Here is a 21,677-nt window from a genome sequence, read left to right on the forward strand (position 1 = left end):
ACTGACTCGATGGTAGTTGCGTACCCAAGGTCAACCGAGAAATGGGTGCGCGGCCGTTCTCGGGTGGGCCCGGCCCGTGTGCCCGGATCGCCCGCTGAACGATCACTGGTGACGGCGCCGAGCCGTCCCGGAAGCCACGTCCGTGTACCCCCGCCAGGTGGATGCCGGTTGCCCATGTATCCCCGGACAGCGGAGGATAATGTGCCTGCCATGAGCAGCGATGTGGAACAGCCGGTCACAGCCCGCACCTCCGAGCGGGGCGCTGCCACGCGCACCGCGCTACTCAAGGCCGCCAAGGAGGTCTTCGTCTCCAAGGGCTTCGCCGAGGCCGGCGTCACCGACGTCGTGGGCCGGGCCGAGGCCAGCGTGGGCAGCCTCTACCATCACTTCTCCGGCAAGGCCGACCTCTATCTCACGCTGTTCGAGGAGTTCCAGGCCAAGCAGGCCCAGCGCACCAGCCAGGCCGCGCGCGAGGCGCGGGCCGAGGGTGAGAGCGACCCGATGAAGGTGTTCATCCGCGCGGCCCGGGCCTACCTCGACGGGTGCCTGGAGGAGCGGGAGGTGGCCGCGCTGTTCCTGCGCGGCGACGGGCCGCCCGGCTTCGAGGTGGTCATGCGCGACCGGCTGCGCAAGTGGGCCGAGCGCAACGCGGCCCTGTTCGACGACGACGAGGGCGCCCTGGTCGTGGTGATCACGGGCGCGCTCGCGGCGGCGGTGTCGGAGGTCGTGCGCACCGGCGACCGCGACCTGGCCGAGGACGTGCTCGCCATCATCGGCCAGATCCGACCGGCCGCTTCGGCGACCGGCGCGGCCAGCGGGTAATCTCGCCAGGTGTGCGACGGTTCACTGAGGGGTTCTACGGCTACGCGGTAGCGCTGTTCGTCTGCCTGGGGGCGGCGGGCCTGTTCCTGCTGGTCGCACCGCAGGGCCGCCAGGAGCACATCCCCCGGCGCGACTACTCGATCACCGTCGCCAACTTCGCCCGCACCGTGCCGTACCAGGTGTGGGCCCCCAAGCAGGACCCGGCCGGCTGGATCCCCAACAGCAACCGCATCGCCAAGGGCGAGAACGGCGCCCAGGTCCTGTCCATCGGCTACGCTACGGCCAAGCGTGAGCACGCCATGCTGGCGCAGAGCGACGAGAAGCCGGCGGCCGGGTTCGCCAGCCGCATGGCCAACACCGACAAGGCGATCGGCGGCCAGCAGGTGGCCGGGCAGACGTGGGAGCGCCGCTTCCGCGAGGACAAGAAGCAGCGGTCGCTGGTGCGCGTCCTGCCGGACGTGACGCTGGTGGTCACGGGCACGGCCGACTGGCCCGAGCTCGGCGAGCTGGCGGCCACGCTCCAGCAGCGCCCCAAGAGCTGACCGCCGTCGTCCGGTCCGGGCCGGGCGGCGGGGCTGGGCGCGCCCGCGCGCCCGTGACTCTAGGGTGGTGACGTGGCAGACGACAAGACGCCCTCATACGAGCAGGCCCGCGAGGAGCTGACCGAGGTGGTGCGCCGCCTGGAGACCGGCGGGCTCACCCTGGAGCAGTCGATCGAGCTGTGGGAGCGGGGCGAGAAGCTGGCCGCGATCTGCGAGGAGTGGCTGCAGGGGGCCAGGGTCAAGCTCGCCGCCGCGATGGCCCGCCGCACCGAGGCGGGCGCCGCCCGCGACGACGACGCCCCGTTCTAGACTCCCGCCCTCCCGGCGCCCTGTCCGTTGCGGGCGACGCACCGGTCGTCAGGCGGGCTGTCCGCTTCGGGTGGCGCACCGGTCGTCAGGCGGGCTGTCCGCTTCGGGCGATGCACCGGTCGTCAGGCGGGCTGCAGGTCCAGGGCGACGACGGGGATGCGGCGCTCGGTCTTGTTCTGGTACTCGGCGAAGCCCGGTGCCTGCTCCACCATCCGGGCGAAGAGCCGGTCGCGCTCCTCGCCCTCCACGACCTCCGCCCTGGCGCGGTACGTCTCGGTGCCGACCTCGGCCGTGACCTCGGGGTTGGCGACCAGGTTGTGGTACCAGGCGGGGTGATGGTCGGCGCCCGCGTAGGACGCGATCACGATCACCCGCTCGCCGTCCTTCAGGTACATCACCGGCGTGGTGACCTGCTTGCCGCTCTTCCTGCCCGTGGTGGTCAGCAGCACCAGGGGGGCGCCCTCGAACATCCCGCCGACCTTGCCGCCGTTGGCGCGGAACTCGTCGATCACCTGCTGGTTGAAATCGTTGGCCATGACCACGCTCCTTGAACCGGAAACTTCTCCGCTTGAGTGGAGCACAGCCTAAGCGGAGAAAATTCCGCTTACAAGCCGTTCCGCGGAGAAGGCGGAGGTATGCTCTGCGACGTGTGCGGACGCGAGCCCCTGCCCGTCCTCGGGCAACCCCAGCCCGAACGCGCCGACGCCGCCCGTAACCGCCGGCGCATCCTCGACGTCGCCTCCAGGCTCATCGCCGAGCGCGGCGCCCACCAGCTCTCCCTGGACGAGGTCGCCCGCGAGGCCGGCGTCGGCGTCGGCACGGTCTACCGCCGCTTCGGCCACCGGACCGGGCTGGTGTGGGCGCTCATCGACGAGCACGAGCGGCGCTTCCAGGCCGCGTTCATGACCGGGCCGCCGCCGGTCGGCCCCGGCGCGCCCCCGGACGCGCGCCTGCGCGCCTTCCTGCGGGCACGGGTGGACCGGATGGTGGCACAGCAGGACATCTACCTGCAGCTCGAACTGGGGGCGTCCAAGGCGGGATACAGCGGGCCGTACTGGATCCACCACACGCACGTGGCGGCGCTGCTCGCCGAGGCGCGCCCCGATCTCGACGCGGGCTTCTTCGCGAACGCCCTGCTCGCCCCCGTCAACGCCCGCCTGATCCACTCCCAGCTCGTCGAGCGCGGCAGGTCGCTCGACGAGTTCAAGGCCGGGCTCGACGCCCTGATCACGGCCGTCCTCCACGCCCCGCGGGGCGGGCGTCCCGGCGAGGCGTAGCGGAAGCCGCGGTCTGCGCCAGTGGCGGTCCCTGCCAGTGGCGGTCGGCGCCCGTTCTGGTCGGCGCCCGTTCTGGTCGGCGTCAGCCCTCGTCGGCGGCGGGCTTGGCGCGGGGCTTGCGGGCTCTGGCGGGCTTCGGCGGGTCCTGCGGGCTCTCGGGGGAGTCCTCCGCGTCCGGGCCCAGGGCCCGGACCGAGAGCCGGTCGTCGGTGAGCCGGATCGTCAGCAGCGCCCCCGGCGAGACGTCCTTGGCCAGCCGTACGACGTCGCCCGAGGGGTCCTGGACGATGGCGTAGCCGCGTTCGAGCGTGGCGGCCGGCGACAGCGCCACCAGCCGGGCGCGCAGATGCGTCAGCGAGTCACCCGCCCGGTCGAGCGAGCCCGTCAGCGAGCGCCGGGCCCGGTCGCGCAGCGCGTCCACCTGCTCCGCGCGCCGTTCGAGCTCGCGCACCGGGTCGGCCAGCGACGGCCGCGAGCGGGCCGAGGTGAGCCACGACATCTCCCGGTCGAGCCAGCCGCCCAGCACCCGCCGCCCCCGGTCGCGGAGCTGGCGCACCAGCGTGAGCTGCTCGCCGACGTCCGGCACCACCTTCTTCGCGGCGTCGGTGGGCGTGGAGGCCCGCACGTCGGCCACCAGGTCCAGCAGCGGGCTGTCCTGCTCGTGGCCGATCGCGCTCACCACGGGGGTACGGCAGCCGGCCACGGCCCGTACCAGCGTCTCGTCCGAGAACGGCAGCAGGTCCTCCAGCGAGCCGCCGCCCCGGGCGATGACGATCACGTCCACCGAGGAGTCGGCGTCCAGCTTCCGCAGCGCCTCGGTGACCTCGCCCACGGCATACGGCCCCTGGACCGCGACCTCCTCGACCTTGAAGCGCACGGCGGGCCAGCGGCGCCGGGAGTTCTCCAGCACGTCGCGCTCCGCCGCCGAGTCGCGCCCGCAGATCAGGCCCACCGTGCCCGGCAGGAACGGCAGCCGCCGCTTGCGGTCGGTGTTGAACAGCCCCTCGGCGGCCAGCAACTGGCGCAGCCGCTCCAGCCGGGCCAGCAGCTCGCCCACCCCGACCGGCCTGATCTCCAGCGCGGTGAAGGCGAAAGACCCCCGGTTGACCCAGAAGTCGGGTTTGACGTGGACCACCACGCGGGCGCCGTCGGCCGGACGCGGCACGGCCGCCTCGTACACGCCGCGTGGCGCGGTGACCCGGGCCGAGACGTTGGCCACCGGGTCGCGCAGCGTCAGGAACACCGTGCCGCCCCGCGCGCTCAGGTCGGTGATCTGGCCCTCCACCCAGACCGTGCCCAGCTTGCCGATCCAGCCGCCCACCATCTGCAGGACGGTGCGGATCGGCAGCGGGGACTCGGGCGAGGTCTTCGTGGTCATGCCGGAAGACTACGGGGCCGCGGCGGCTATTCCCCGGCCTGGAGCTTGGCCAGGCGGTTCTCGAACATCTTGATCACCTCGGGGCGGCCGGCCGTGGCCTGCTCGTACGTCAGCAGACCGCTGATCTGCTCGGCGGACTTGCCGCGCATCCTGGCGCGCAGGGAGGCCACGGTCAGGTCGGCGTAGCCGGGCAGCGGCTCGGCGAGGGTGGTCGCGCCGGCGGCGGCGTCGGCCTCGGCGATCGCGGCGGCCTCCGGGGTCGCGGCGACGGCCTCCGCGAGCGCGCCGGCCGGCTCGGCGGCCGGGGCCGCGGGCTCGGCGGCGGGCTTGGCGGCCTTCGCCGGCTTCGCGGCCTTGGCGGCGGCCTTCGGCTTGGCCTCCGCCTTCGCGTCTGCCTTCGGCTTGGCCTCTGCCTTCGCGTCTGCCTTCGGCGTGGCCTCTGCCTTGGGCTTGGCTTCCGTCTTGGGCTCGGCCTCTGCCTTGGGCTTGGCGGTGCGCTTCGCGGCGGCCTTCGGCTTCGCCTCCGCCTCGGGGGCGGCGGGCGCGGCCTCCGCGTCGGTTGCGGCCTCCGCCTTCGTCTCAGCCTCGGTTGCGGCTTCGGCCTCAGCCTCGGGCGCGGCCGCGGCCTTCGTCTCAACCTCAACCGCGGGCGCGGCCTCGGTCTTCGTCTCGGCTTCGGCCTCCGGCTTGGCCTCGGCGGCGGTCTCCGGCTTGACCTCCGGCTCGGCCTCGGCGGCGGGAGCGGGCTCGGGCTCCACGGCGACCGGCTTGGCGGGCTCGGCGGGCTCCGCGCCCGCCGCCGGCTCGGCCGCGGCGACGGGCTCAGGCGCCGCGGCGGGCTCAGGGGCGGTGACGGGCTCGGCGGCGCTCGACTTCGGAGTCGCGGGCTCGGCGGCCGGGGCCGCGGGCTCGGCAGCGGCGGGCTCGGGGGTGGCGGGCGCGGCCGTGGTCTCCGCGGCGGGCTTGGCCGGGGTGAAGATCACCGGCTCGGGCCTGGCCTTGGCGGCGGAGCCGTTCTGCTCCCCGGTCTTCTCGGCGGCTCCGGACGGGCGCGGCGCGAAGATGACGGGCTCCTTGCGGGCGGGCCGCTCCTCCTCGGCCGGCGCGGCCGTGGCGTCGGCCGCCGCCGGGGACCGCGTCTCGGTCTCGTCCTCCTTGGAGCCCAGCCCCTTGATGGAGTTCTTCACCCGGTCCACCAGCAGCAACGCCTGCCCGGCGGCGCTCAACGTGGACTGGACGACCATGAGAGGAAGCTCCTTGGCCTTCTCCTTGTCGGTGACGGTCTTGGCGATGTTGCGTATCACGTCGCTGAGGGACATGACGTCTCCCTGGGAGGTCTGTATCGGAGGGCCAGTGTGGCAAACGGCGAGCGGGCGTGCACGCGCGGTCCTGCCCGTCCTCCACGTAGCATTACCAAGTATGGAGCCCCGTACTTCCCGCAGAGTCCTCGTAGCCAAGCCCCGCGGCTACTGTGCCGGCGTCGATCGGGCCGTGGTCGCGGTCGAGAAGGCTCTGGAGCAGTACGGCGCGCCGATCTACGTCCGTAAGCAGATCGTCCACAACACCCACGTCGTCAAGACGCTGGAGGCCAAGGGCGCCATCTTCGTCGAGGAGACCGAGGAGGTGCCCGAGGGCGAGATCGTGGTGTTCTCCGCCCACGGCGTCTCCCCGGCCGTGCACGGTGAGGCCCGGCAGCGCGGGCTGCGCACCATCGACGCCACCTGCCCGCTGGTCACCAAGGTGCACAACGAGGCCAGACGGTTCGCCGCCCAGGACTACGACATCCTGCTGATCGGCCACGAGGGCCACGAGGAGGTGGAGGGCACCTCCGGCGAGGCGCCCGACCACATCCAGCTCGTCGACGGCCTCGACGCGGTCGGCAAGGTCCAGGTGAAGGACCCGTCCAAGCTGGTCTGGCTGTCGCAGACGACGCTGTCGGTCGACGAGACCACCGAGACGGTCGCCCGCCTCAAGGAGCGCTTCCCGACGCTGATCGACCCGCCGAGCGACGACATCTGCTACGCCACCCAGAACCGCCAGGTCGCGGTGAAGGAGATCGCCGCGCAGGCCGAGCTGGTCATCGTCGTCGGCTCCGACAACTCCTCCAACTCCAAGCGCCTGGTCGAGGTGGCCAAGGACCACGGCGCCGACGCCGCCTACCTCGTCGACAACGCCTCGTTCATCCGCGACGAGTGGCTGGAGGGCGTCACCACGGTCGGCCTGACCAGCGGCGCCTCGGTGCCCGAGGAGCTGGTGGACGAGGTGCTCGCCCACCTGGCCCGCCACGGGTTCGGCGACGTGGAGCAGGTCGAGTCGGTGCAGGAGAGCATGCGCTTCGCGCTGCCCCACGAGCTGCGCAAGGACCTGCGCGTCTCCTGACCCGGCTCGCGACCGGACCGTCCCCCGGACGACCGGACCGTCCCCCTGGGGGTCAGTCCTCGGTCTGCGTCCGGGGCGTGCCGTAGACCCGGGGCTCGAAGTAGCCCTCGGGTTCCGGCTCGTACGCCTGCTTGCGTGACGGGCGGGCCGCCTCGGCGCCCGCCCGCAACTCCTCGCGCAGCTCGCGCACGTTGTCGCGCAGCCCGCGCCGCAGGGCCACGCCGAGCACCACGGCCGAGCCCGCGAACAGCCAGGGCGCGCCCGCCGAGAGCGACGTGTACAGCCCGATCGCCAGCGACTGCCCCAGGTTGGGGGAGCCGAGCGCGCGGACGAACTCGACGACGAGCGTCGCCGCGAAGAACACCAGCGGCGGCGTCACCACCAGCGACAGCAGGTCGCGCGGGTTGACCAGCAGCACGCCGACCAGGCTGGCGGCCACGAACGCCGCGCCCACCAGGAAGCCCAGGTCGAGCTGCCCGGCCAGCGCGTAGGCGGCCACGGTGACGGCCAGGGCGAGCACGATGGCGCCGCGGGCGGTCAACATCACGCCCGAGCGCCTGCCCTTCTCACTCACTGGCCCCCGCCCCCTTACTGCGATCCGTTGGCCAACTTACCGTTGACCGGGGAAATCAGAGACGGGGTTTCCAGCAGTTCGGGTGAGGCGAGGGGCCTCGGCAGGCCCTCCAGCATCTCGGGCGAGCCCAGCTCGCCGTCCACGACGCCCAGATCGTGCAGTTTGCGCGCGCTGACCAGCACGCGGCTCTCCAGGGATCCCACGGTCTTGTTGTACGCCTCGACGGCCCGGGTGAGCGACTTACCGAGGGTGTCGACGTTCCTGCCCAGCGACGCCAGCCGCTCGTACAGCTCCTTGCCCAGCTCGAACACGGCACGGGCGTTCTCGCTGAGCGCGGCCTGCTGCCAGGCGTAGTGCGCGGTCCGCAGCATGGTGATGAGCGTGGTCGGGGTGGCGATGTGCACGCGCCGGGTCATCGCGTACTCCAGCAGCCCGGGATCGCGCTCCAGCGCCGGGGCGAGGAACGCCTCCCCGGGGATGAACAGGACGACGAACTCCGGCGACGGGTTGAACGCCTGCCAGTAGGACTTGCTCGCCAGCCGGTCGATGTGCTCGCGGACGTGCCGGGCGTGCGCGTCGAGGCGCACGGAGGCCAGCGACTCGTCGGACGCCTCCGCGGCCTCCAGGTAGGCGGCCAGCGACACCTTGGAGTCGACGACGATGTTCTTGCCCCCGGCCAGCCGCACCACCATGTCGGGGCGCATGGAACCCTCGGTGACCTGCTCGTCGAAGTCGCAGTGGCGCTGCATGCCGGCGATCTCGGCGACCCGGCGCAACTGCAGCTCGCCCCACCGGCCGCGCGCCTCGGGCCGCTGCAGGGCGCGGACCAGGGCCGTGGTCTGGGCGCGCAGCTCCTGGCTGCTCTGCCGGACGAACTCCATCTGCTTGGCCAGCTCGGCGCGGGCGGCGCGCTGGCCCGCCTCGGTGTCGCGCAGCTGCGCCTCGACCCGGGCGAGCGCGTCCTTCAGCGGCTCGACCAGGTGCTCGACCGCCTGCCTGCGCTGGTCGAGGTCGCCCGCGGCCTCGGCCCGGGTGGCGGCCAGCCGGGTCTCGGCGAGTTCGAGGAAGCGCAGGTTGTTGACGTCGAGGGCGCGCGTGGACAGGGCCTGGAAGCGCTCGGTGAGCTGTTCCTCGACGTAGGCGAGCTTGTCGCCCGCGGTCCTGGCCCGCGCCTCCGCCTCGGCCACCCGCACCGCCGCCCTCGTCCGGGCGATCATGAAGCCGATGGCGAGACCGGCGGCGAGTCCGAGGAGAAGCGAGACGACGTCCATCACAGCGATGATGGCAGGATCACCCCGCCCGATCCGCCAGACACGCTTGCGCGGGCACCGGCCGTCACGCAGAGTACCCACATGACTACTGGTTTGCGCGCGGCGCTGTCGCTCGCCGTGGCGGCCTTCGGGGTGGCGGGCGTGGTCGTGCTGGCGGGGACGGCCGTCCGCACGGGGCCGACCGCTCCTGACGCGACCAGAGCGCCGCTCCACTGGGAGCCGGGCGCCTGCGTGAACGGCTCGGACGCCGGATACGTCCTCACGCCGTGCAACGGGGGGCAGTACGAGGTGCTGGCCATCGCCGCCGACCCGCCCGGCCACGGCGGCTGTCCCGACGACACCGACGACGTGGTGCGGATCGGCGACGGCCGCACGGCCTGCGTCCGCGCCTACCTCGACCCGCACCTGGGCGCGCCGGGCGCCGGCGGGGGCATGCTCAGGGCGGGCGACTGCGTCACGCTCGACGGCCGCGAGCGGCCCTGCGCGCAGCGCGGCTGGTACGGCAGGGCCCTGGCCATCGAGACGCGGGCCTCGGCCTGCCCCTCCGGCACGCTGGACACGGTCGGCACCGGCCCCGTCGCCTGTCTGGGGCCGGGCGGCCAGGTGCTGGACCGCGGCATGTGCGTGGCCAGACCGGCCGGCGACACGGTGGACCGGGCCGCGATCACCCGGGTGGGGTGCCGCTCGCGCGGCGCGTGGGCGCGGGTGACCTCGTTCGAGACCAGGCCGGAGAGCTGCCCGAAGGGCTCGCAGCGCTACCTGCGGGCCCGTGGGGCCTACCGGCCGGTGACCTGCCTGCGTCTCGTCAGCAAGTAGACTCGCTGGACGTGAGCGAGCGCAGCCAGGCAACCACCACCAGCAGCGGCCGGAGGCTCGTGCGGCCGGTCAAGGAGCACGCATGAGCCTGTCCATCGGCATCGTCGGCCTGCCCAACGTGGGCAAGTCCACGCTGTTCAACGCGCTGACCAAGACCGGCAACGCGCTGGCCGCCAACTACCCGTTCGCCACCATCGAGCCCAACGTGGGCATCGTCGGCGTGCCCGACGACCGGCTGCCCAAGCTGGCCGAGATCTTCGGCTCGGCGCGCATCCTGCCCGCCAAGGTGGAGTTCGTCGACATCGCCGGCCTGGTCAAGGGCGCCTCCGAGGGCCAGGGCCGGGGCAACCAGTTCCTCGCCAACATCCGCGACACCGACGCGATCTGCCAGGTGATCCGGGTCTTCGGCGACCCCGACGTGACCCACGTCGACGGTGAGATCTCGCCCAAGCGCGACATCGAGACGATCAACACCGAGCTGATCATGGCCGACCTGCAGACGGTCGAGAAGGCCATCCCGCGCCTGCAGAAGGAGGCGCGCAACAACAAGGACAAGAAGGCCGCGCTGGAGGCCGCCGAGAGCGCGCTGAAGGTCCTGGAGACCGGCAAGACCATCTTCGAGAGCGGGCTCGACGGCGAGGGGCTGCGCGAGCTCCACCTGCTGACGGCCAAGCCGTTCCTGTACGTCTTCAACCTCGACGCCGACGAGCTGACGGACGCCGACCTGCGGGGCCAGCTCGCCGACCTGGTGGCCCCGGCCGAGGCGGTGTTCCTCGACGCCAAGATCGAGTCGGAGCTGGTCGAGCTCGACGACGAGGAGGCGCTGGAACTGCTCCAGTCCGTCGGCCAGGAGGAGTCCGGCCTGTCCCAGCTCGCCCGGGTCGGTTTCGAGACGCTCGGCCTGCAGACCTACCTGACGGCCGGGCCCAAGGAGACCAGGGCCTGGACGATCCGCAAGGGCGCGACCGCGCCGGAGGCGGCCGGGGTCATCCACACCGACTTCCAGCGTGGCTTCATCAAGGCCGAGGTCGTCTCGTTCGACGACCTGATGGAGGCCGGCTCGATCGCCAAGGCCCGCTCGCTGGGCAAGGCGCGCATCGAGGGCAAGGACTACGTCATGCGCGACGGCGACGTGGTGGAGTTCCGCTTCAACGTCTGAGGCCGCACACGATCACGAGGCTTCGCTCGGAGCGCGTACGCGAGGTCCGATTTCCACCGGCGTCCCGCGTCCGGATCGGGGAGAGTCGTCACGACCGACCCCTATGCGGAAGTTGAGGACCAGCGGTAATGCACACGATCTCCGACCTGAAGGTGCTGTACTTCGGCACGCCGGTGGTGCTGATCGGCTCGCGCAACGAGGACGGCTCGGCCAACCTCATGCCGATGTCGTCGGCCTGGTGGCTGGGCGAGCACGCCATGCTCGGTGTGGGCAACAGCTCCCAGACCTCGGCCAACCTGGCCCGTGAACGGGAGTGCGTGCTCAACCTGGTGCCGTCGTCCCTGGTGGACGCCGTGGACCGGCTGGCGTTGCTGACCGCGAACACGGTGATCAACGAGCGCCGGGTGGAGCAGGGCTACCGGCACGAGCGGAACAAGTTCGCGGTGGCGGGGCTGACCGAGCAGGCGGCCGAGCTGGTGAAGGCGCCGAGGGTGCTGGAGTGCCCGGTGCAGCTCGAATGCGTCGTGGAGGAGAGCCGTCCGTTCGGCGGCCCGGACGGGAACGCGACAGCCTTCCAGGTCAAGGTGGTGCGCGCGCACGTGGACGAGGAGCTGATCATCCCCGGCACGCACTACGTGGACCCGGTGGGCTGGGACCCGCTGATCATGAAGTTCTGCGAGTTCTTCGGCGGCGGGTCCAACCTGCGCCCGTCGCGTCTGGCCAAGGGCTGGCGGATGCCGCACCGGCTGGAGTCGGAGGAGGGCGCCGCGCGCGGTTGAGGGTTCCCCCACCCGGGAAAAGGATGATGCGTCAACCACTTTGGGCACCTGGGCGTCGAATCGTCACGGCGTTCACGCTGACTCGGGAGGGCCCTCATGATCCGTCGCATCATCCGGAAACGACGTCCCGCACCCTCGCTCACGGGGATCACCCTTGAGGAGGAGCTCGCCCTGCTCAGGGTCGAGCTGATGTACGGCCTGCGCGTGAACCGCGAGGCGTACCTGCGCAGGAAGGCGGACGAGCGGGAGGAGCTGGCGACGTGGGTGCGCGAGCGCGACGCCGCCGCCATGCTCGCCGAGCTGCGCGGCGCCCTGGAGCGCACCGTCCCCCGGCGCGACCTGCCCGCTCCGGTCGGCCGCGACCTGCCGGCCGCGGCCGGGCGTGACCTGCCGAGTCCGGCCCGGGACGTGCGCGCCGTGCGGCGCTCGTCCGCCGCGGGCGACTCCGAGCCGGCCGCCTGAACCGTTCCGTCAGGGGACGCGACTCGCGGAGGGGACGGCACGCGGCGCGTACGCGGAGCGCGTAACGCCTGCGGGCGGCTCTGCTCCCGCGGTAGAGGCGCTGACCAGGCCGCACGCCCACAGCGGCGTGCGGCCTGCCCGTCTTATACCAAATGCGCAGGTCGCGACAGTCCCTACGCCATTTGGACAGGAACCTCTGGCCGCCGGGTAATGCGACAAAGGGCGTCTGGCCTGGTCAAATGCCTATTCCGCGCGTTCGGCGCAAGAACCAACACTCCGGGGAGTCATGCGTACTCGGTTTGCTCCCGGACGGCGATGCCTGCAGCATGGGCGTGGCTTTCCTGGAACAATGGCGGAGACCGGATAGGGTGACTGCTTCACCACGGATGATGGGGATCGGCAACGGACGACACCGCGCCAGCCGGGGGGATTGGCGCGAGCGGAGGCGTGATGGCTCGTAGGTCAACCGTCCAGCACGGTCCTCGGATCGCTGGCGACCCCGAGCTTTCGGCGCGCCCTGAGCTCTCCGACTACGACCTGCCACCCTCGCGGCGTCCGCGTCGCGGGCGCTGGTCGGGTGGCGGCGGGCGCTGGCTGGTCTGGATGGGCCGCGCCATTCTCTGGGCGCTTATCGTAGTAATCGTGGTCAATGGGGTCCGTGCACCATTTGAGCGGTTTACCCAGCAAAACGCCCCAGCGCCCAATGCGTCACCCGCGACGGGCACCGGATTCCCCACCCAGCGTGGCATGGCGTTCGCCGCCCAGTTCGCCGGCGTCTATCTGAATTTCAGCCCGGCCGACGCCACGAGCAGGCAGGGCAAGCTCGCCGCGTTCCTGGCCGAGGGCATGGCGCCCCAGCTCGGATGGGACGGCAACGGCAAGTTCGCCGCCGTCGCCATCCAGCCGTACGACATCAAGGCCGACGACGCCAACAACGCCGTCGTCTCGGTCGCCTTCCAGTCGGGCACGCGCAGGATGCTGCTGTCCGTGCCGATCTACTACTCCGGCGACGACGCCGGCGGCCGCTTCGTCGTCTCGGGCAGGCCCGCGATCCTGCCCGCGCCCGCGCCCGCCGACCTGCCCCAGGTCGCCGCGGCCGAGACCGACGACGTCGCCGAGGCGGAGCTCAAGCCTCAGATGGAGGGCTTCTTCAAGGACTACGCCTCGGGGGACGCCGCGGGGTTGCAGCGTTACCTCGCCGTCGGCGCGAGCGTGCCGAGCTTCGGCGGCGCGTTCACCTTCGGCGGGTTGCAGGATCTCGTGGTGCCTGTGGGGGGTGCCACCCGAGAGGTCGAGGCAGTGGTGGTGTGGGTCGTGCCCGGCGCCTCGCCGTCGGCCGACGCCGGCGCCGACGCGAGCGCGACGGGCGGCCGCATCGAGCAGGCCTACCGCCTCACCGTCGAGAAGCAGGGCGACAAGTGGTACGTCAAGGACATCCGCGGCGCCGGTCGGGCCGTTGGATAGACGCACGACCGCGCTGCTGATCGGCACCCCCCGGGAGGACAAGAAGTGATCTTGAAGACCATAGTGCTCAACCTGATCCAGATGACGCCGTCGCCCGCGCCGACCGGCGTCAACACCGAGGGGCTCGCCGACTTCCTGCGCGCCTTCTTCGCTCCGCTGTTCCTGGTCGTCGTGTCGGTGGTCGCGCTGTTCTTCCTCTTCACCCGCGAGATCACCAGATTCGTGCAGTTCCTGATCCTGGCCGTGGCCATCGGTGTGATCTTCTACGTGCCCAACATCATCGAGGTGACGGCAAAGGCGATCGCGGGCGCGCTGGGCATCAAGTAAAGGATTGAGACCGCTCCACGGCGGTCATGAACGAGCGGGTGGAGAGGAGGACCGCGTGGACCTGCCCACGTACACGAACATCTGGCGCATCGAGAAGCGGCTCTACAAGCTGTACGACCTACGGCTGCCGATGCCGTTGCCGATCGTCTGGATAGGCGTGTTCGTCGGGGTCTTCGTCCCGTGGTCGCTCCTGCTCGTGCTGATCGGCGTGCCCGTGGCGATGCCGTGGCACGTGCTGTTCCTGGTGCCGCCGGGCATCGTGACCTGGCTGTCCACCCGCCCCGTCATCGAGGGTAAGCGGCTCACCGAGCTGCTGGAGTCCCAGCTTCGCTACCTCGGGCAGCCGCGCGCCTGGTACCGCCTTTCGCCGATGTCCGAGCCCGAGACCGTCAGCTTCTCCGGCCGCATCTGGCACACCGCGCCCGCTCCCGTACGCGTGAAGCGCCCGAAGAAGGCCCGCAAGGCCGGCGCCGCGCAGCGCAGGTCGCGGGCCGTCGAGACGCCCTCCGGGCCGCGCGCCGTGCGCCCCGCCGTCGCTGCCGCCGCCGCGGCCGCCGCACAGGCTCCGGTGGCCGAGCCCACCCCCGTCACCGCCGTCTCCGCGGGCCGCGCGGGCCGCGGCGTCACCGCCCGGCGCGGCACGGCCCCCGCTCTCGGCCACCGGGACGAGCCGGTGACCGTGCAGGGCGAGGCGTCGACGGTCACCCTCCGGGGCGACGTCACGGTCGGGGGGGACGTGACGGTACGGGGCGACGTCCACGTGGAGGGCGAGGTCACCGTACGGGGGGAGACGTCCGCGCCGGTGCGGTGGGGCGAGCTGTACGGCGAGGAGGGTGTGGAGTCTTCCAGGTCCTCGGCGCCTTCTGGGTCTTCGGACGAGCACGTGCCCTTCGCGGACGGCGGCGCGCCCGGGGAGGGAAGCGACCGGCCGTCGAAGCGCCGGGAAGCGACCCGATCGGGAAGCGGCCGACGGTCGGAGGATCGGGACGTCGCGGGAGAGGGCGGCCGTGCGTCGGGACGCCCGGAGCCCGCCGCAGAGGGCAGTGGCCGGTCGGGGCGCCGAGAGCTCGCCGAGGACGGGAATCGCCGACCTGGGGCTCCGCAGGGGGCCGATGAGCGAGGCGGAGTCGCCGGGGACGAGCGAGTCGGGGTCCCTGGAGGCGAGCGAGTCGAGGTCTCTGGAGGCGAGCGAGGCGGAGTCCTTGGGGACGGGGAGCGCGGGCGTGCCGGGCGGCGTGACGAGCGTTCCGGAGCCCGTCAGGAGCCCGTGGTGGGCAAGCCCATCGACACGGAGGCCCTCCGCCGCCTGCGCAAGCTCGCGGCCAGCGCCGACCCGCAGCGCTCGACCTCACGCGGCGGATCACCGGCGCTGCCCGGCCCGGACTCGCCCACGCCGCCCGGCCCCGGTGCGTCCACTCCGCCCGGTGAGGGCTCGCCGACGTTGCCTGGTGAGGGCACGTCCACGTTGCCTGGTGAGGGTACGTCCACGCTGCCTGGTCAGGGCTCGTCCGCTCTGCCCGGCCCGCGAGCCGACGCGCCCGCATCGTCCGCGCCACAGGAGGTGTCGGGGTCCGTCGGTGCACCCGGAGGGTCGGCGGAGCCTGAGGGGTCCCGTGGCGACGCCTCCTCGCTTGCTGACCTCTCCTCGGCCGCGGACGCCTCGGCACCTGCCCACGTCTCCGCGCCTGATGAGCTTTCCCCGCCCGCGGACGCCTCCGCGCCTGCCGACGTCTCCAGCCCCGCTGACGCCTCCACCTCTGCTGAGATCACCCCGTCTCCCAATGTCACCCCCTCTCCCGACGTCACCCCCTCTCCCGACGTCATCCCGTCTCCCGAAGGCGGCGAGGCTCGCGGGGCGGCTGCTCCGGGCGGGTCGGTCTCGGGCGCGGTGGCTCCGGGCGCGTCCGGTGGGGCGGCCGGGCACCCCGGAGGGCGGTCGGGAAGCGCGGAGCCGCGTGACGACGAGGTGGCGCGCATGCAGCACCGCAAGGGGCAGCCGCCCCGGCAGGTGCCGCCGATGCCCGGCACTCAGCAGGTGTGGCCACCGCAGGGGTCTGGCGCCAAGCCCGTACGTCTCGTCCCGTCCGTCCTCGGCGGCCCCGACGCCAAGCAGCCGGACGCCCGCGACTCTGTCACCCCCGCGCCGGGCGACGACCAGGACGTGACGCCGACGTCCGGCGGCAGTGACGCCCCCGCGCCCGGAGATCGCGACCTCTCCCCGCCCGAGGACCGCGACCAGCCCGCGGCGGAGAACCGCGACGCCTCCGTACGCGTGGACCGCGACGGCCCCGCGCGTGAAAGCCGTGACGCGTCCGCGCGTGAAAGCCGCGATGTCCCCGCACATGAAAGCCGTGACGCGTCCGCACATGAAAGCCGTGACGCGTCCGCGCGTGAAAGCCGCGACGCGTCCGCGGCCGAAGACCGTAGGGCGCCCGCGACGGGCGAGCACGGGGATCCGCGCACGCCCGGCGACAGCGAGCGGGCCGCTCCTGCCGCAGGTGACCGTGAGCAGACTGTCCCCGCGCCGGGTGACCGGGAGCAGGCCGCACCCCCGTCCGGTGAGCGTGAGACGGTCGCCACGTCTCGGGAGGGTGGTCCTCGGGCGTCCGTCGCGCCGGTCGAGGGAGCCGGCGGTGCCGGGCAGTCCGGTGGGCGGCCGGTGCAGCGGGTCGGCGGGGGCGGGTCCCGTGAGGGGCGCGTGCGCAGGGTCGAGTCCGTGGTCGGGCGCGACTCCGGCGGGTGGCGGCGCATCGCCCAGGTCGTCGTCGGCGGCGGTGGGGTGCGCAGCGACGGGTCCGAGATCGACGAGGCCCGGGCGAGGGGCGTCTTCAACGGCAGCCGCAGGATCGTGGTCCTCGGCTGCACCGGCGGCGCCGGCCAGAGCACGACGGCCCTGATGCTGGGCCACACCCTGGCGAGGTACCGCGACGACAAGGTGATCGCCGTCGACGCCAACACCGGCGGCGAGACCCTGACCAGCAGGGTGGCCCCCGAGACCCCCGAGACCCTGGCCTCGCTGCTGGCCGGGCTCGACCACGTCGGCGGCTACCTGTCGATGCGGGGCTACACCACCCGCACCGCCTCCGGCCTGGAGGTGATCGGGGCCGACAACGACGCCGACGCCGAGCGGCGCCTGTCGGACCGCACGCTCTTCTCCGACCACCGCCTCGGCCAGGTCATCCACCTGCTCGACCGCCACTACAAGCTGACCGTCATCGACCCGGCCGCCGCGCTGGCCGCCCGTGTCCTGCCGTACGCGGACCAGCTCGTCCTCGTGGTCCCGGCGAGCGAGGAGGCGGCGGAGGCGGTGGCGATGACGTTCGAGTGGCTGGACGGGCACGGCTGCGCCGACCTGCGCAGGCGGGCGGTCATGGTGGTCAACGGGGTGAGCAGGCGCTCGATGTCCGACGTCGAGCAGGCGGAGGCGGTGGCCCGTGGCAGGTGCCGGGCCATCGTCCGGGTCCCCTGGGAGGACGACCTGGCGCCGGGGGGCGCCGAGCTCGTCGACCCGGGGCAGTTGCGCGCGGCCGGGCGCCGGGCCTACCTGGCCCTCGCCGGCGTGGTGGTCGCGGGCTTCGCGGCACAGTCCGTCCGAGTGAGCGAAGAGGAGTTGGCGAGTGACCCCCCGGGCACGAGAATCGGTGAACGTTAAGTGAACGAGCGAGCGGGGACGCCCGGCTCATGCGCCGAGGGGGTGGCATGAGCCGGGCGTCCAGAGCGCACCAGCGCCTCGCGGTCCGCTACTTCGACGACCGCATCCTGCTCACCGACACCAGCGCATGGGCGTACTTCCGCCTGCCGACGGTCAGCTACGAGTTCGTCACCCCCGACGAACGCGAGGCGCTGGCCACCAACATCACGATCGCGCTGGCCGCGATCCGGATGCCCGACGCCGAGGTCCACCTGCGGGTGGCGCACCGCACGTACCCGGCGGCCGAATGGGCGATGGCGCTGAACGGCACCTCCGACGAGGGGCCGGGCTGGCGCGACTACCTGGAGGAGATGTACCGCCACGTCTGGGCGAAGGACTTCTGGACGAAGGAGGTCTACCTCGGCGTACGGCTGGGCCCGCGCGGCCGGCAGATCGGCGGCGGCGTGCTGTCGCAGCTGTTCGGCTTCTACCAGCGCACCGAGAAGGTGCTCGGCATCGACGACGACCACGTGCCCGACGGCGAGATCGCCCGCTGGACCGAGCAGGCCGAGCGGCTCGGCAGGGCGCTGGCCTCCAGCGCCCTGTACGCCCGGCACGCCACCTCGGTCGAGGTGGCGTGGTTGTTCCAGCACGCGGCGGCCGGCGGCATCGGCGACCCGCCGCCGTCGGCGAGCCCGAAGCGGCGCTGGGGCAGGGGCGAGATCGAGTCGCTGGTGGAGGGGGAGATCCACAACGGCCGGTCGCTGCTGCGCATCGTGCAGCCGCAGGGCGACTCGTACGTGGCGCACCTGTCGTTCGCCCGTTTCCCCGACCTCATGCCGTTCCCGGACGGCGAGCCGTGGCTGCACTTCGCCGACCAGCTCCCGTTCCCGGTGGAGATCTCGTCGCGGATGCGGCTGATCCCGCCGGTGAAGGCGTCCAAGGACGTCGCGCGCAAGCTGGCGCACGCCCGCGACATGGACATCCACATCCGCGAGGCCGGCGCCGAGGCGCCGATCGCGCTGGCCGAGCAGATCGACGCCGCCCGCATGCTGGAGCATGGCATCACCAAGGAGCGGCTGCCCTTCGTATACGGCTGGCACCGGCTCATCGTGGCGGCCCCGACCGAGGACATCTGCGTGCAGCGGGTGGAGGCGGTCGTCGAGCACTACCGCGACATGGGCATCGACGTGGTGAACTCGACCGGCGACCAGTTCTCGCTGTTCTGCGAGGCGCTGCCGGGCGAGAAGGTACGGGTCAACGCCTACGCCCAGCGCCAGCCGCTGCGCACGATCGCGGGCGGCATGGCCACGGCCACGGTCGATCTCGGTGACCGGCTCGGCGAGGGCAGCGAGGGCTGGCACGGCCCGTACATCGGCGAGACCGTGGGCCGGGCGCGCAGCATCGTGCACTTCGACCCGCTGGTGGCGGCGACCCGCAACCGGCCGACGGCCATCGCGATCACCGGCGAGCCGGGCGGCGGCAAGACCACGCTCGCGCTGCTGATGATCTATCAGATGGCGCTGCGCGGCGTGACGGTCGCGGTGATCGACCCGAAGGGCGACGCCGAGTCGCTGGTGGAGCTGCTGCAGAAGCGGGGTCGCAGGGCACGCGTCATCCCGCTCGGCTCGGCCGCGCCGGGGCTGCTGGACCCGTTCTCGTTCGGCGACGACATCGCGGCCAAGAAGACGATGGCCACGGAGACGCTGCGGCTGCTGCTGCCGCGCATGTCGGAGGAGCGGGAGTCGGCGATGATCCAGGCCGTCGCCGCCGTGTCCAACCAGCCGGACCCGTCGCTGGGCAAGGTCGTCGAGTTCCTGGAGCAGTCGGACGACGCGGCCTCCAAGAACCTCGGCGCGGTGCTGCGCTCCATGTCGGAGATGCATCTGGCGAGGCTGTGCTTCGACCCGTCGGGCGGCGAGCAGGTCGACAGCGAGGGCTGGACGACGGTGTTCACGCTGGGCGGGCTGACGTTGCCGGACGCGGCGACCGGCCGCGACGACTACTCCTACGAGCAGCGGCTGTCGGTGGCGCTGCTCTACCTGGTGTCACAGTTCGCGCGGCGGCTGATGAACGGGCTCGACCGCCGCGCCCCGAAGGCGATCTTCCTGGACGAGGCGTGGGCGATCACGTCCACGCCGGAGGGCGCCAAGCTGGTGCCCGAGGTCAGCCGGATGGGCCGGTCCCGCAACACCGCGCTCGTCCTCGTGTCGCAGAACGCCGGCGACCTGCTCAACGAACAGGTGACCAACTGCCTGTCGTCGGTGTTCGCGTTCCGGTCCACCGAGCGCGTCGAGGTGGACCACGTCATGTCCCTGCTCGGGGTGGAGCCGTCGGAGGAGCACAAGGCGGTGCTGCGCTCGCTCGGCAACGGCGAGTGCATCTTCCGTGATCTGGACGGCCGGGCCGGCCGCATCGCAGTGGACCTGATCTCGGAGGAACTGCTGCGCTGGCTCGACACGAATCCGACCCACGACAAACCCGGCGACAGCGGGCATGATCTTCAAGGGGGAGTGGGCCGAGCGCAGGAGGTACGGTCATGAAGGTCCGGCTACCCAGGCGGCTCGCGCTCGCGCTGGCCCTGATCGCGGGCATTCTCGTGGTCCCGATCGTGGTGGGCGGCATGTCGCCGGCCGCGGCGGGCCCGTGCGACCTGTCGCCCGCGCTCACCCCCGAGGTGATCGGCAGCGGCGTCGACGGCATGATCCAGCCGCCGAAGCCCGAGGGCACGGCTCCGGCGGCGCCGACCAACTACGCGCAGTTCGGCATGAGCGGCCAGTTCTGGCACACCTACGGCCTGGGCTGCTCCGACATCGTCGCCGTCCTCGGCAACGGCTGGGCCAACACGGTCTTCCTGTGGGCCAAGGCGATCGACCGGGTGACGATCACCACCTACCAGGCCGCCGCCACGGAGGGTCCGCTCCAGTCCATCAAGGACGTGGTGGACGACATCGTGACGAACCTGTCGGAGGCGATGTACTGGCCGTTCCTCCGCCCGATCGTGATCCTCGGCGCGATCTGGCTGGCCTGGTACGGGCTGATCCGGAAGCGGGCCACGACCACGGCCGAGGGCGTCATCTGGATGGTGCTGGCGGTCACGGTCGCCACCTGGTTCTTCAGCCGCCCGGGTGACTTCACGGGCCTCGGCAAGGTCGTCACGGACAAGACCGGCGAGGTGGTCAACTCCGCCTTCTCCGGCCTGCCCGGCGCGGGCGGCGCCTCCTGCCTGCCCGGCCCCGGCCAGACCAACCCCGTGGTGAAGGCCGGCGGGTACGGCCAGACCGGCACGCCGGGCGTCGACCAGAACGCCGACGCCCTGTGGTCCACGCTCGTCTGCAAGCCGTGGCTGGTGGGCCTGTTCGGCACGGCCGACCCGAACGCGCCGGTGGTGCGCGACTACGGCCGGCTCATGCTGGAGACGCAGGCGATCCCCGCGCCGCAGGCCGGCCAGCAGGCCGCCGACGCGGCGGCGCACCAGGCCAAGTACGCCGAGATCGCCGAACAGCTCAAGAACGACCCGCGCTTCGCCATCTTCCAGGGCAAGGACTGGACCTCCCGGCTCGGCGTGGCCATCGGCGCGCTCATCGCGGCCCTGGTCGCGGGCGTGCTGATCTTCCTGGTGGCGGTCTCGCTGCTGGTGCTCAAGGTCGGGTTCCTGCTCCTGCTGATCCTCGGCCCGGTGTTCCTGCTGATCGGCGTGCACCCGGGCAGCGGGCGCATCATCGCGATGCGCTGGGTGGAGATGCTCGTCGGCACGCTGCTCCGGCAGGCCGTGCTGGCGCTGGTGCTGGGTGTGCTCGTGTACGGCTACGCGCTGATCATCTCGACGGCGATGCCGTGGGGGCTGCAGATCCTGTTCATGGCGCTGCTGACGATCGCGGTGTTCTTCTACCGCAGGCCGTTCCAGCACCTGTTCGCGTCCATGAACGGCCACACGCTGGCCACCCGGATGCTCGGCGAGGCGGCCAGCTCCCGCACGCTGGAGCGGTCGGCCGTGGCGCTGCCGCCGGTGGCCTCGGCCCGTATCGGGCGCTGGGGCGTGCGCAAGGCGGAGCCGCTCATCCAGGCCGCGGCGACCGGCGCGGCGGCGGGGACGGCCGCGGCGAGCGCGGTCGCGCAGGGCCGGGTCCGCGCCGAGGAGGCGGCGGCCGGCGCGACGCAGCAGGGCACGCGGGTGCCCGCCACGGCGGCTCCGCTCGGCACCGACCAGCAGGGCGGCAAGGCGGCGTCCCGGCAGGTGCCCGCGCCGCGTCCGGGGTCGGCGCCGCCGCTCAACCTCGGCGGCACTCCGGCCCGCGCGCGCGGCGCCGGGGCGGCCGGTGGTCCCCGGGCGGCGGGCGGCGCGGCCGGAACAGATATCGCTCGCCGGCCGCTTGGGCGGCCTCAGCCACTGCTGCTCCCAAGCCCTCCTGGCGAAGATCACCCGGCCCTGCTAGGGGGTGGTGACCACCACGGCGCCAGAATCCAGGATGCGGACATGCTCTCCA

At 72.5% G+C, this 21,677-nt stretch carries 19 protein-coding genes; 14 read left to right on the forward strand and 5 right to left on the reverse strand.

Annotated elements, in window-relative coordinates; translation table 11 throughout:
* Positions 1-210: 210 nt before the first annotated feature.
* The 3 genes from HT134_RS26075 to HT134_RS26085 all read left to right on the forward strand — a co-directional run bounded on the left by HT134_RS26075 (position 211) and on the right by HT134_RS26085 (position 1,673).
* The gene (locus tag HT134_RS26075; RefSeq protein ID WP_175603062.1) at positions 211-822 is read left to right on the forward strand and encodes a TetR/AcrR family transcriptional regulator; all 612 of its coding nucleotides are present in this window, start codon (positions 211-213) and stop codon (positions 820-822) included.
* Positions 823-833: 11 nt separating this feature from the next.
* Positions 834-1,364, forward strand: a complete 531-nt coding sequence (locus tag HT134_RS26080; RefSeq protein ID WP_175603063.1) for a DUF4245 domain-containing protein — start codon at positions 834-836, stop codon at positions 1,362-1,364.
* Between the two features lie 72 nt (positions 1,365-1,436).
* Positions 1,437-1,673, forward strand: coding sequence for an exodeoxyribonuclease VII small subunit (locus HT134_RS26085; RefSeq protein ID WP_175603064.1), 237 nt, complete (start codon positions 1,437-1,439; stop codon positions 1,671-1,673).
* A 122-nt stretch (positions 1,674-1,795) separates the two neighbouring features.
* Here the strand turns inward: HT134_RS26085 and HT134_RS26090 are convergent, their stop codons facing one another.
* Positions 1,796-2,209, reverse strand: coding sequence for a nitroreductase family deazaflavin-dependent oxidoreductase (locus tag HT134_RS26090; RefSeq protein WP_175603065.1), 414 nt, complete (start codon positions 2,207-2,209; stop codon positions 1,796-1,798).
* Between the two features lie 111 nt (positions 2,210-2,320).
* On the opposite strand from HT134_RS26090, the gene HT134_RS26095 reads away from it, so the two are divergent.
* Entirely contained in the window at positions 2,321-2,950 is a 630-nt protein-coding gene (locus tag HT134_RS26095; protein ID WP_312888430.1) for a TetR/AcrR family transcriptional regulator, read from the forward strand.
* 82 nt (positions 2,951-3,032) lie between these two features.
* On the opposite strand, the gene xseA is transcribed toward HT134_RS26095, so the two are convergent.
* Both xseA and HT134_RS26105 read right to left on the reverse strand, forming a co-directional pair.
* A complete protein-coding gene (gene xseA, locus HT134_RS26100; RefSeq protein WP_246365313.1) occupies positions 3,033-4,328 on the reverse strand; it encodes an exodeoxyribonuclease VII large subunit in 1,296 nt (431 codons plus the stop codon).
* Between the two features lie 26 nt (positions 4,329-4,354).
* On the reverse strand, positions 4,355-5,647 hold the full coding sequence (locus HT134_RS26105) for a DUF8129 domain-containing protein (protein WP_175603067.1): 1,293 nt from the start codon (positions 5,645-5,647) through the stop codon (positions 4,355-4,357).
* A gap of 100 nt (positions 5,648-5,747) precedes the next feature.
* Here HT134_RS26105 and HT134_RS26110 point away from each other — a divergent pair, with 100 nt between their 5' ends.
* Positions 5,748-6,707 (forward strand): 4-hydroxy-3-methylbut-2-enyl diphosphate reductase, encoded by a 960-nt coding sequence (locus tag HT134_RS26110; protein ID WP_175603068.1) that lies wholly within the window; start codon positions 5,748-5,750, stop codon positions 6,705-6,707.
* Positions 6,708-6,759: 52 nt separating this feature from the next.
* Here the strand turns inward: HT134_RS26110 and HT134_RS26115 are convergent, their stop codons facing one another.
* Together HT134_RS26115 and HT134_RS26120 are read right to left on the reverse strand one after the other, a co-directional pair.
* Positions 6,760-7,251, reverse strand: coding sequence for a DUF6542 domain-containing protein (locus tag HT134_RS26115; RefSeq protein WP_175603123.1), 492 nt, complete (start codon positions 7,249-7,251; stop codon positions 6,760-6,762).
* Positions 7,252-7,295: 44 nt separating this feature from the next.
* The gene (locus tag HT134_RS26120) at positions 7,296-8,552 is read right to left on the reverse strand and encodes a DNA recombination protein RmuC (protein WP_175603069.1); all 1,257 of its coding nucleotides are present in this window, start codon (positions 8,550-8,552) and stop codon (positions 7,296-7,298) included.
* Between the two features lie 81 nt (positions 8,553-8,633).
* On the opposite strand from HT134_RS26120, the gene HT134_RS26125 reads away from it, so the two are divergent.
* The 9 genes from HT134_RS26125 to HT134_RS26165 all read left to right on the forward strand — a co-directional run.
* Positions 8,634-9,368 (forward strand): hypothetical protein, encoded by a 735-nt coding sequence (locus HT134_RS26125; RefSeq protein WP_175603070.1) that lies wholly within the window; start codon positions 8,634-8,636, stop codon positions 9,366-9,368.
* Between the two features lie 82 nt (positions 9,369-9,450).
* Complete coding sequence (gene ychF / locus HT134_RS26130; RefSeq protein WP_175603071.1) at positions 9,451-10,527, forward strand: redox-regulated ATPase YchF; 1,077 nt, start codon at positions 9,451-9,453, stop codon at positions 10,525-10,527.
* Between the two features lie 128 nt (positions 10,528-10,655).
* Positions 10,656-11,306 carry a flavin reductase family protein gene (locus HT134_RS26135; RefSeq protein ID WP_175603072.1) on the forward strand — a complete coding sequence of 217 codons (651 nt, stop codon included), beginning with the start codon at positions 10,656-10,658 and terminating at the stop codon, positions 11,304-11,306.
* A gap of 96 nt (positions 11,307-11,402) precedes the next feature.
* Positions 11,403-11,768 (forward strand): hypothetical protein, encoded by a 366-nt coding sequence (locus tag HT134_RS26140; protein WP_175603073.1) that lies wholly within the window; start codon positions 11,403-11,405, stop codon positions 11,766-11,768.
* A gap of 747 nt (positions 11,769-12,515) precedes the next feature.
* Positions 12,516-13,232, forward strand: coding sequence for a conjugal transfer protein (locus tag HT134_RS26145; RefSeq protein ID WP_246365318.1), 717 nt, complete (start codon positions 12,516-12,518; stop codon positions 13,230-13,232).
* An 81-nt stretch (positions 13,233-13,313) separates the two neighbouring features.
* Entirely contained in the window at positions 13,314-13,559 is a 246-nt protein-coding gene (locus HT134_RS26150) for a hypothetical protein (RefSeq protein ID WP_205303807.1), read from the forward strand.
* 55 nt (positions 13,560-13,614) lie between these two features.
* The gene (locus tag HT134_RS26155) at positions 13,615-17,211 is read left to right on the forward strand and encodes a TcpE family conjugal transfer membrane protein (protein ID WP_175603075.1); all 3,597 of its coding nucleotides are present in this window, start codon (positions 13,615-13,617) and stop codon (positions 17,209-17,211) included.
* 47 nt (positions 17,212-17,258) lie between these two features.
* Positions 17,259-19,733, forward strand: a complete 2,475-nt coding sequence (locus HT134_RS26160; protein WP_175603076.1) for an ATP-binding protein — start codon at positions 17,259-17,261, stop codon at positions 19,731-19,733.
* A partial coding sequence (locus HT134_RS26165) for a type IV secretion system protein (RefSeq protein WP_175603077.1) occupies positions 19,730-21,677 on the forward strand: 1,948 nt, incomplete at its 3' end. The genes HT134_RS26160 and HT134_RS26165, both read left to right, overlap by 4 nt.

The organism is Nonomuraea rhodomycinica (genome assembly GCF_013363995.1).
Taxonomy (GTDB): domain Bacteria; phylum Actinomycetota; class Actinomycetes; order Streptosporangiales; family Streptosporangiaceae; genus Nonomuraea; species Nonomuraea rhodomycinica.

Excerpts from the sequence above, each read along its gene's own strand:
- HT134_RS26075 (WP_175603062.1), top strand. The coding sequence starts at position 211 with ATGAGCAGCGATGTGGAACAGCCGGTCACAGCCCGCACCTCCGAGCGG.
- HT134_RS26090 (WP_175603065.1), bottom strand. The coding sequence starts at position 2,209 with ATGGCCAACGATTTCAACCAGCAGGTGATCGACGAGTTCCGCGCCAAC.
- xseA (WP_246365313.1), bottom strand. The coding sequence starts at position 4,328 with ATGACCACGAAGACCTCGCCCGAGTCCCCGCTGCCGATCCGCACCGTC.
- HT134_RS26105 (WP_175603067.1), bottom strand. The coding sequence starts at position 5,647 with ATGTCCCTCAGCGACGTGATACGCAACATCGCCAAGACCGTCACCGAC.
- HT134_RS26110 (WP_175603068.1), top strand. The coding sequence starts at position 5,748 with ATGGAGCCCCGTACTTCCCGCAGAGTCCTCGTAGCCAAGCCCCGCGGC.
- HT134_RS26115 (WP_175603123.1), bottom strand. The coding sequence starts at position 7,251 with ATGTTGACCGCCCGCGGCGCCATCGTGCTCGCCCTGGCCGTCACCGTG.
- HT134_RS26120 (WP_175603069.1), bottom strand. The coding sequence starts at position 8,552 with ATGGACGTCGTCTCGCTTCTCCTCGGACTCGCCGCCGGTCTCGCCATC.
- HT134_RS26125 (WP_175603070.1), top strand. The coding sequence starts at position 8,634 with ATGACTACTGGTTTGCGCGCGGCGCTGTCGCTCGCCGTGGCGGCCTTC.
- ychF (WP_175603071.1), top strand. The coding sequence starts at position 9,451 with ATGAGCCTGTCCATCGGCATCGTCGGCCTGCCCAACGTGGGCAAGTCC.
- HT134_RS26135 (WP_175603072.1), top strand. The coding sequence starts at position 10,656 with ATGCACACGATCTCCGACCTGAAGGTGCTGTACTTCGGCACGCCGGTG.
- HT134_RS26140 (WP_175603073.1), top strand. The coding sequence starts at position 11,403 with ATGATCCGTCGCATCATCCGGAAACGACGTCCCGCACCCTCGCTCACG.
- HT134_RS26145 (WP_246365318.1), top strand. The coding sequence starts at position 12,516 with ATGGCGTTCGCCGCCCAGTTCGCCGGCGTCTATCTGAATTTCAGCCCG.
- HT134_RS26150 (WP_205303807.1), top strand. The coding sequence starts at position 13,314 with ATGACGCCGTCGCCCGCGCCGACCGGCGTCAACACCGAGGGGCTCGCC.
- HT134_RS26160 (WP_175603076.1), top strand. The coding sequence starts at position 17,259 with ATGAGCCGGGCGTCCAGAGCGCACCAGCGCCTCGCGGTCCGCTACTTC.